The 9,249-nt window shown below is 75.9% G+C and carries 8 protein-coding genes; 7 read left to right on the top strand and 1 reads right to left on the bottom strand.

Going from position 1 to position 9,249, the window contains the following annotated elements; genetic code table 11:
• The first annotated feature begins 2 nt into the window (after nt 1-2).
• From ACGFZK_RS06870 to ACGFZK_RS06840, 7 genes are read left to right on the top strand one after another with little or no spacing between them, the layout of a single operon-like run.
• A complete protein-coding gene (locus tag ACGFZK_RS06870) occupies nt 3-854 on the top strand; it encodes an alpha/beta fold hydrolase (RefSeq protein WP_393847763.1) in 852 nt (283 codons plus the stop codon).
• 14 nt (nt 855-868) lie between these two features.
• Complete coding sequence (locus tag ACGFZK_RS06865; RefSeq protein WP_393847762.1) at nt 869-2,029, top strand: glycosyltransferase; 1,161 nt, start codon at nt 869-871, stop codon at nt 2,027-2,029.
• The gene (locus tag ACGFZK_RS06860) at nt 2,026-3,891 is read left to right on the top strand and encodes a methyltransferase domain-containing protein (RefSeq protein WP_393847761.1); all 1,866 of its coding nucleotides are present in this window, start codon (nt 2,026-2,028) and stop codon (nt 3,889-3,891) included. The genes ACGFZK_RS06865 and ACGFZK_RS06860 overlap by 4 nt, the downstream gene beginning before the upstream one ends.
• The gene (locus tag ACGFZK_RS06855) at nt 3,888-4,883 is read left to right on the top strand and encodes a galactokinase (RefSeq protein WP_393847760.1); all 996 of its coding nucleotides are present in this window, start codon (nt 3,888-3,890) and stop codon (nt 4,881-4,883) included. Before ACGFZK_RS06860 ends, ACGFZK_RS06855 begins: the two co-directional genes overlap by 4 nt.
• A 47-nt stretch (nt 4,884-4,930) precedes the next feature.
• Nucleotides 4,931-6,193: an alkaline phosphatase family protein gene (locus tag ACGFZK_RS06850; RefSeq protein WP_393847759.1), complete on the top strand. Its 1,263-nt coding sequence runs from the start codon at nt 4,931-4,933 to the stop codon at nt 6,191-6,193.
• Between the two features lie 20 nt (nt 6,194-6,213).
• Nucleotides 6,214-7,482 carry an MFS transporter gene (locus ACGFZK_RS06845; RefSeq protein ID WP_393847758.1) on the top strand — a complete coding sequence of 423 codons (1,269 nt, stop codon included), beginning with the start codon at nt 6,214-6,216 and terminating at the stop codon, nt 7,480-7,482.
• 9 nt (nt 7,483-7,491) lie between these two features.
• Nucleotides 7,492-8,415: an SDR family oxidoreductase gene (locus ACGFZK_RS06840; protein WP_393847757.1), complete on the top strand. Its 924-nt coding sequence runs from the start codon at nt 7,492-7,494 to the stop codon at nt 8,413-8,415.
• Here the strand turns inward: ACGFZK_RS06840 and ACGFZK_RS06835 are convergent.
• On the bottom strand, nt 8,406-9,197 hold the full coding sequence (locus ACGFZK_RS06835) for an ATP-grasp domain-containing protein (protein WP_393847756.1): 792 nt from the start codon (nt 9,195-9,197) through the stop codon (nt 8,406-8,408). The genes ACGFZK_RS06840 and ACGFZK_RS06835 overlap by 10 nt on opposite strands.
• Nucleotides 9,198-9,249 lie beyond the last annotated feature (52 nt).

The raw sequence follows: 9,249 nt of genomic DNA, 5'->3' as shown, positions 1-9,249 counted from the left end.
CCATGGCCTTCGTCCGAGCGGGCTCCCTGCGCTTCCACGTCCAGCGGCTCCCGGCCACCGCCGGAGCCGCCGCCCCCGACCGGCCCGTCGTGGTGTTCCTGCACGGCCTGGTCGTCGACAACCTCTCCTCCTTCTACTGCCCCCTGGCCGTACCGGTGGCCCGGTCCGGCCACGAGGCCGTCCTCTACGACCTGCGCGGCCACGGCCGCACCGAGCGCCCGGGGTCCGGCTACGACAGCCGCACCGCCGTACGGGACCTCTTCGCCCTGCTCGGCGCGCTGGACCTCGGACAGCGGCCGGTCCACCTGGTCGGCAACAGCTACGGCGGGACCCTCGCCCTGCACGCCGCCCTGGCCCGGCCCGACCTCGTCACCGGGCTCACCCTCCTCGAACCCCCGCTCAGCGGCGCCTGGGTGGAGAACATGGTGGACACGCTGTCGGCCGCCGCGCTCAGCCTGGAGGACAGCACGGTCCCGACCGAGCTGCTCACCCTGCGGCTGCGCAAGGCCGCCAACCTGACGGCCATCGCCGACGCCCTCCTCAACCGCACCACGCTCATCGACGACATCGCCGCGAGCCACACCTTCACCCCGGCGGACTACGCCCGGCTGAGCTGCCCGGTCCTGGTCGTCTGCGGCGAGCACTCCGAACTGCTGCCCGGCGGGGAGGAGCTGGCGATGCACGCCCCGCACGGCGTGCTGCGGATCCTGCCGGACCTGGGGCACGACGTCCTGAAGGAGAGCAGCGGGGTCCTGCGGGAGACCGTGCTCGCCCACCTCGACGCGACGGCGGATCCGGCGGCCGGTGCGGTGACGGCGGCGGCGCAGCCGCGGGTGGGGGCGCTGGTCCGGTGAAGGTGCTGTTCACCGTGCCTCCGCTGGCGGGGCACGTCAATCCGACCGTGGCCGTCGGGGCCGAACTGGCCGCGCGGGGCCACGAGGTCGCCTGGACGGGACCGGCCTCGGCGCTGGCCCGGCTGCTGCCCGGGCAGGCCCGGATCCTGCCCGCCGGGGAGGAACTGGGCGGCGGGTACGGGGCGCTGCACGAGCGCTGGCGCGATCTGCGCGGGGTCGGTGCGCTGCGGTTCCTGTGGGAGGAGGCGCTGGTGCCGCTGGCCCGGGCGATGGTGCCGGGGGTGACCCGGGCCGTCCGCACGTTCGGGCCGGACGTGATGGTCGCCGACCAGCAGGCCCTGGCCGGACCGCTGGCCGCCCGGCGGCTCGGCGTCCCGTGGGTGACGTCGGCCAGCACCTCGGCCGAGCTGACCCGGCCCTTCGCGGACTTCCCGAAGGTCGGGGAGTGGGTGGCCGGGCAGATCGCCGACCTGCTCGCGGAGTTCGGCGCCGGCCGGGATGCCGGGGGCCGGGCGGGCTGGGACCCGCGGTTCTCGGAGCGGCTGGTGCTCGTCTTCTCCACACCCGAACTCGTGGGAACGGGCGAGGACTTCCCGCCGCACCACGCCTTCGTGGGCCCGGCCTTCGGGGCCCGGCCGGCCACGCCCGGATTCCCGTGGCAGCGGCTGGATCCGGCGCGCCGGCGGGTGCTGGTCTCGCTGGGCACCCTCAACCAGGCGGCCGGGGCCCGCTTCTACGGCGCGGTGCTGGGCGCCGCGGAACGGCTCGCCGAGGAGGTCCAGTTCGTCCTGGCGGCCCCCGCCTCGCTGATCGGGGCCGCCCCGGACCACGTACTGCTCCAGGAGCGCGTGCCGCAGCTGGAGCTGCTGCCGCACCTGGACGCGGTGGTCTGCCACGCGGGCCACAACACCGTCTGCGAGACCCTCGCGCACGGGCTGCCACTGGTCGTCGCCCCGATCCGGGACGACCAGCCGATCGTGGCCCGGCAGGTGGTCGAGGCCGGCGCCGGCATCCGGGTGCGGTTCGGCAGGACCCGGGCCGAGGAACTGTGCGACGCGCTCACGGCCGTGCTGGACGACCCCGGCCCCCGCCGGGCCGCCCGGCGGATCCAGGCCTCATTCGCCGCGGCGGGCGGGGCCGCCGCCGCGGCCGACCGGTTGGAGAAACTGCTATGACGCGACCCCCGCTCTCCCGGGTCCCGTGGACCTCCGCCGTCTTACTGGCCGCCCTCGGCGCCGGCACCGTGCGCGCCAGGCGCCGGCTGCGGGCGATCCCGGTGCTGCCGGTGACCCCGCCCGCCGCGGCAGGGGTGCCGCGCGCCGCCGGGTGGCGGCTGCTCACCGCCCGGGGCGTCGATCCCGATGCGGCCACCTTCCTCGCCGCCTGCGCGCACGCCGAGGCGGAGGGCCTGCGGGTGCTGGACCTGCTGCCCGCGGACCTGGCCGCCGAGCGGGCGCTGGGGCTGCTGCGCCTGGTCGACCCGGCCCGGTACCGGCAGGACCGGCTCGGTGAGGGACGCGGGGCCGGGTTCGCCGTGCTCGCCACCGAGGAGGTGCTGGCCCGGGCCGGGGTGGATCCGGGCGGGCCGCGCCCGGATCCGGCGGAACTGCTCGCGCTGACCCGCCGCTTGAAGGAGTACGCCGCCGACGCCACGGGGCTGGCCATCGCCCCGGGCCTGAGCTGTGGCGGGCCCGGTGAGCCCCGGGGGGCGGTGCGGGCCGCCGAGTTGCGGGCCCAGGGACTGCCGCCGGGGGCGCTGGCCGCGGCGCAGCTCGGCGGGCTGGCGCTGCTCGCGGGTGTCTCCGTACGCCAGGGCCGGTGGGGCGCCGCCGCGGCCGGGCTGTACTGGCTCCAGCCGTACCTGGTCCTCGGCGGGGCGGGCTCCCCGTTGCGGCCCGCCGGTCTGGGCCGGGCCACCGCGGCCCGGCCGGTGCGCTCCCTCGGGGCGGGCCTGCGTACGGCCTCGGCGGTCGGCCGTGAGCCTGCGCCGGACGGCGCACCGGACGCCGCCCGGGCCGCCGCCTACCGCACCGGCCTGGCCGCCGGAACGGAGCGGTTCCTCGAACCGCGCCGCGCCGACTGCCCGTGGTGCGGCTCCGGCCGGCTCTCCGTCCGGGTCCGGGTGCCCGACCTTCTCCAGGGCAAGCCCGGCCGGTTCACGCTGGAGCAGTGCGGGGACTGCGGGCACGTCTTCCAGAATCCCCGGCTGACCCCGGAGGGGCTGGAGTTCTACTACCGCGACTTCTACGACGGGCGCGGCGGCGAGGGCGCGGGCACCGTCTTCGGCCGGCTGGGCGCCGCCTACCGGGGGCGCGCCGAGATGCTCCTGCCGCACGCCGACCCGGCATCCTGGCTCGATGTCGGCACCGGGCACGGGCACTTCTGCAACGCGGCGAGGGACGTCTGGCCGCGGACGCGGTTCGACGGGCTCGACATGGGCGACGGGGTGCGCGAGGCGGAGCGCCGGGGCTGGGTGGAGACGGGATACCTGGGCCAGTTCCCGGAGTTCGCGTCGAAGCTGGTGGGCCAGTACGAGGTGGTCAGCATGTACCACTACCTCGAGCACACCCGGGATCCGCTCGCCGAGCTGGACGCGGCGGCCGCCGTGCTCGCCCCCGGCGGGTTCCTGGCCATCGAGCTGCCCGATCCGGAATCGCGCATGGCCCGGCTGCTGGGCCCGGCCTGGCTGCCCTGGTTCCAGCCCCAGCACCAGCACCTGGTGCCGGCCGCCAATCTGCGCGAGGCGCTGGCCGACCGGGGGTTCACCGTCGTCGCCGAGGAACACGGGCCGGCCCACCAGGGCAATGACTTCTTCGGCGCGGTGGCCCTCACCGCGACGCGGCTGGCCCCGGATCCGGACCGGCCCTGGGGCCCGGGTCCCACACCCCGCGCACGGCTCCTCGCCCACGCCGTACGGGTGGCCGCGCTGCCGTGCTTCGCCACGGCGGCGGTGCTCGACACGCTGCGCTCGGCGGCGGCCCGGCGGACGGACGGCGGCAACGCCTACCGGATGCTGGCCCGCAAGGACCTCCCGTGACGGGCCCGGAGGCCTCCGGCGGCGCCGGAACTCGAACTGCGGGAGCCATCGACACCGCGGGGGACGAGCCGGGGCGCGTCCCTCCCGGCGGCGACCGCGCCGGCGGCGACCTGGCCCGGCGGGCGACGGCCGATCCGCTGTACCGCCTCGTCGCCTACGCCCTGGAGGCCGCACACGGGCGGCCCCCGGCCGCCGTGTGGAGTGCCCCGTACGCCTTCCACCTGGGCTCCCCCGGGCTGGTCGCGGCGGCCGGCTGGCCGACGGCCGCCGCCGCGGCCCCGCGCACCGACGGCCTGGTGCGGCTCAGCTCCCTCGGTCATCCCGCGGACAGCTGCGACCTGCCGCTGGCCCTGGCCGGGCCGCCGCCCGCCGCCCCCGCGTGGGCCGTCCGGCCGTACGCCGTGCTGCGGGCGCTGGCCCGGGCCGGGTACGGCCCCGGCGGGACCGACCTGCACGTCCAGGGCTCGCTCACGGGGGCCGCCGGGCTGGCCACGGCCGAGCCCGCCGACTGTGCGGTGGCGCTGGCGGTGGCCGACGTACACACGGCGGCGGGTGAGCAGCCCGACCGGGAACACCTGGCCCGGCTGCTGGCCGAGGCGCTGCCGGACGGGGACGACGGGCTGCGCCGGGCGGTGCTCTTCGCCCGGTCGGGCAGGGCCCTGCTGCTGAGTTCGGAGCCCCGGCGGCGGCAGCGGTACGTCGCCTTCGACCCGGCGGCCTCGGCGGCGCGGCTGGTGCTGGTCGCCGTCCGCGGGGAGGCCGCGGACCGGCCGCGGGAGCTGGCGCGGGCCGTGGCCTGCGCCCGCCGGGCCGGTGCGCTGAGCGCCTGGCCGCCCGGGCAGCGGCCGGGGCGGAGCGTGCTGGTGCTGCTGCCCGAGGCGCGCCTGGCGGCGGTGCGGGCCGCGGTGGCCGAGGACTTTCGCGACCGGGGGCGACCCGTACCGCGCTTCCTGAACATCGCCGTGGCCGGTGCGGCCCGGCGGGAGGAATGACCCCGACCCGGGGCCGGACCCGGGCTACACCCAGGAGGAGAACACCCATGCCCACCCCTCATCCCTCACCGGCGGTGCGCGCGAGACGCGGGTCCCGATGGTCCGCGCTCGTGGCCGGGATCGGCGCGCTCGGTCTGCTGGGCGCCTTCACCGTGGCCAACTCGCAGGCGGCGGAGCCCGGTTCGGCCGCCGCGCCGGTGGCGGCCGCCGCCCTGCCGGCGTACGACCACGTGGTGGTCGTCGTCTACGAGAACAAGCAGTACGGGGAGATCATCGGCAGCGCGAACGCCCCGTACATCAACCAGCTGGCGAACGGCGGCGCGAGCCTGACCGGGATGAAGGCGCTGACCCACCCCAGCCAGCCGAACTACTTCAACCTCTTCTCCGGCGCCACGCAGGGCATCACGGGCGACGGCTGCTACACCCCGCAGTCGATGACGGCGCCCAACCTCGGCCAGGAGCTGATCGCCGCCGGCAGGACCTTCGCGACGTACAACGAGGACCTGCCGAGCGAGGGGTCCACGGCCTGCACCAACGGCCAGTACGCGCAGAAGCACAACCCGTGGTTCGCGTTCAGGAACGTGCCGCTGAACACGGGCAAGACCTGGACGCAGTTCCCCCAGAACAACTTCGCGGCGCTGCCGAGCCTCTCCTTCGTGGTCCCCAACCAGTGCAACGACATGCACTCGTGCTCCGTGGCCACGGGAGACACCTGGACGAGGAACAACCTCGACGCCTACGCGCAGTGGGCGAAGGCCAACAACAGTCTCCTGGTCCTGACCTGGGACGAGGACAACTACCTGGGATCGAACCAGATCGCCACCGTCTTCCACGGCGCGAAGGTCAAGACGGGCAGGTACGCCACGGCCTTCAACCACCACCACCTGCTGCGGACCTTCGAGGACCTCTTCGGCACGGCGACGCACGCGGGGAACGCGGCCAACGTGCAGCCGATCACCGAGGTGTTCGACACCTCGACGAACCCCACCCCCACCCCCACTCCGACGCCCACACCCACTCCCACTCCGACCCCCACGCCCACCGCGAGTGATCTGAAGCTGGCCAACCCCGGCCCGCAGACCTGCAAGTTCAACCAGTCCTGCACCATCCAGCTCAGCGCCACCGGCGGCAGACCTCCGTTCCGGTACGCGGCCACCGGCCTGCCCTGGGGCCTGAGCGTCGACGCCGGCTCCGGCCGGATCAGCGGCAAACCGTGGGGCAGCGGCACGGTCCAGATCACCGCGACCGCCACCGACGCCACGGGCGCCACCGTCACCGCCGCGTTCCCGCTGACCGTCAACTGGTTCTAGACCCGGCCCTGGAGGCATCCGTGTACCTGTCGACCAGCCGGGCCTCGGACATCGCCGGGGAGACCGCCCCGGCCCGGCGAGGCCCCCTGCGGGCCGTCCCCGGCACGGTGTTCGCGCTCGGGCTGGTCAGCCTGGTCACGGACGTCTCCGCGGAGATGGTCACCGCCGTCCTGCCGTTGTACCTGATGGCCGGACTCGGCATGTCCCCGCTCGCGTTCGGCGCCCTGGACGGTCTGCACCAGGGCGCCACCGCGGTGCTCCGCCTCGCGGGCGGCCGGATCGCCGACCGCACCCGGCGCCGCAAGCTCGTGGCGGGCACCGGCTACGCGCTGTCCGCCGTGTGCAAGGCGGCCCTGCTCGCCGTCTCCACCCCCTGGGCGGTGGCGGCGGTACTCGCCGCCGACCGGACCGGCAAGGGCCTGCGCACCGCCCCGCGCGATGCACTGATCTCGCTGTCCGTTCCGCCCGGGGAGCAGGGCCGAGCCTTCGGGGTGCACCGCGCGCTCGACACCGCGGGCGCCCTGCTGGGGCCGCTGGCCGCGTTCGGGGTGCTGTGGGTGGCGGTGGACGGATACGAGGCCGTGTTCACCGTGAGCTGCTGCGTCGCCGTCCTGGGGGTGGTGCTGCTCGCGCTGTTCGTCCGGGAGGCCCCGGAGCCCGCCGCCCCCGCCCCTGCGCCCGCTCCCGTCCGTCCTGCGCTGCCGCCCGTACGCACCCTGCTCCGCCTCCCGGGCCTGCGGCGGCTCTGTCTGACCGCTGCCGTGCTCGGTCTGTTCACGGTCGGCGACGCCTTCCTCTATCTGCTTCTCCAGCGCCGGCTCGGCCTGCCGGCCGCGTACTTCCCGCTGCTGCCCGTCGGCACGGCGGCCGTGTTCCTGCTGGCCGCGCTGCCCGTGGGCCGGCTCGCCGACCGGCTGGGGCGGAGCCGGGTCTTCCTCGGTGGGCACGTGCTGCTGCTCGGCGCCTGCCTGTTGCTCCTGGCCCCGGCAGCGGCCGGGCCGCTGCTGGTCGTCGGCGTGCTCGCGGCGCTCGGCCTTTTCTACGCCGCCACCGACGGGGTGCTGATGGCCGCTGCCGGGCCGCTGCTGCCCGCCGGGCTGCGTACGACCGGGCTGGCGGTGCTCCAGACCGCGCAGGCCCTCGCCCGGTTCGCGGGGTCCCTGCTGTTCGGGGCGGCCTGGACCCTGTGGGGGCCTGGCGTCGCCCTGGGTCTGGCGGCGGCCGGGCTGCTGCTCTGCCTGGCGCTGGTCGCCGTGTTCGGCCGGGCCCGGGCGGACCGGACGTCGTAGGGTCGGCTCATGCCGGAAACACAGCGAACTCTCGAAGGCAGGGTGGCCCTCGTGGCCGGGGCGACGCGCGGCGCGGGCCGGGGCATCGCGGTCCAGCTGGGCGCACAGGGCGCGACCGTGTACGTGTCGGGGCGCAGCACCCGGGGCAAGCGCTCGGAGTACGACCGTCCCGAGACGATCGAGGAGACCGCCGAACTGGTCACCGCGGCGGGCGGCCGGGGAATCGCGGTGGTCGCCGACCATCTGGTGCCGGCGGAGGTCGAGGCGCTGGTCGGGCGGATCGACGGCGAAGAGGGCCGGCTGGACGTCCTGGTCAACGACGTCTGGGGCGGGGAGGTGCTCTTCGAGTGGGAGAGCACGGTCTGGGAGCACGATCTCGACAAGGGGCTGCGGTTGCTGCGGCTGGCGGTCGAGACCCATGCCATCACCAGCCATTTCGCGGTGCCCTTGCTGCTGCGCGAGCCGGGTGGGCTGGTGGTGGAGATGACGGACGGCACCGCCGAGTACAACGCGGCCAACTACCGGGTGTCGTTCTTCTACGACCTCGCCAAGTCCTCGGTGCTGCGCATGGCGTTCGCCCTGGGACACGAGCTGGGGCCGCGCGGGGCGACGGCGGTGGCGCTGACGCCGGGCTGGCTGCGCTCGGAGATGATGCTCGACAACTACCGGGTGACCGAGGCGAACTGGCGGGACGCGGTGGCCAAGACCCCGCACTTCGCCATCTCCGAGACCCCCTCGTACGTGGGCCGGGCGGTCGCGGCGCTCGCCGCGGACCCGCAAGTGGCGCGCTGGAACGGCCAGTCCCTCTCCAGCGGGCAGCTCGCGCAGGTCTACGGCTTCACGGACCTGGACGGCAGCCGGCCGGACTGCTGGCGCTACATGGTCGAGGTCCAGGACCCGGGCCGTCCCGCGGACACCACGGGCTACCGCTGAGCGGTCCGGGCGAACGGCAGATCCGCCGGGGTGCTCTCGCTCCTCGGCCCGGCGGCCCGGAGCACGACGTCCAGGACCCGCTCCGGGTCGCAGGCGTAACCACCACTGGCCCAGGCCGGGTTGGCCTCGACGGCCGCCCAGCGGCCCTCCTCCAGCAGGCCCACGTCCACCACCGCGGCCGAGGGCAGCGAGCCGTCGGCCGCTGCCAGCAGTTCGGCGGCGAAGGCGCGGACCTCCGCCGCGTACGGGTCCAGGGCGAGCGGCGCCGGGTCGAGGCTTGGCCCGACCGCGTAGCGGCTGCCGTCGTGCACGGCCCCGTCCAAGACGAACAGCCGGTACTCGCGGGCGAAGCAGACGATGTCGCTGACCAGCACCGGCAGGTCGTCGTCGAACGCGTCCGGACCGGGCAGCCGCGAGCCGTCCGGGTAGATCCGGGCAGGGAAGAACTTGTCGGTCGGCGGTTTGACGAAGGCCGGCCGGCGCAGTCGCCGGGCCTCGGCCAGGGTGACCGCCTCGACCCGGCGCCCGGTCAGCGCGAGCGGCAGTCGCGCCAGCCAGTCGGCGGGCGGCTCCAGCGCGGCGACGTCGAGCTCGCCGGCCACTTTGTCGGCCAGCAGCGGACCTCCGTAGAGGTGGGTGCGCCCGGTGCCCCGGGCGCCGTCCGGGGCGCTCCAGCCCTCGGCCGTCACCGCGCGCAGCCCGCGCCCGGTGGCCGCCCCGGTGAGGCGGCGTCCCGTAGCGGAGGCGCGGGGGGCGAGGAGCAGAACGCGATCGTCGGTCATGCGGGCCATACTGCCCGGCGCCCGGACGACCGGGACGACCGGGACGGCGGAT

Source organism: Streptomyces sp. NPDC048257 (assembly GCF_043201855.1).
Lineage (GTDB): Bacteria > Actinomycetota > Actinomycetes > Streptomycetales > Streptomycetaceae > Streptomyces.
The sequence above is the reverse complement of the archived record's forward strand: the minus strand, read 5'-3'. Positions and strand labels throughout refer to the sequence as shown.

Coding starts and splice junctions, on each gene's coding strand:
- ACGFZK_RS06870 (WP_393847763.1), top strand. CDS start 3: ATGGCCTTCGTCCGAGCGGGCTCCCTGCGCTTCCACGTCCAGCGGCTC.
- ACGFZK_RS06860 (WP_393847761.1), top strand. CDS start 2,026: ATGACGCGACCCCCGCTCTCCCGGGTCCCGTGGACCTCCGCCGTCTTA.
- ACGFZK_RS06850 (WP_393847759.1), top strand. CDS start 4,931: ATGCCCACCCCTCATCCCTCACCGGCGGTGCGCGCGAGACGCGGGTCC.
- ACGFZK_RS06840 (WP_393847757.1), top strand. CDS start 7,492: ATGCCGGAAACACAGCGAACTCTCGAAGGCAGGGTGGCCCTCGTGGCC.
- ACGFZK_RS06835 (WP_393847756.1), bottom strand. CDS start 9,197: ATGACCGACGATCGCGTTCTGCTCCTCGCCCCCCGCGCCTCCGCTACG.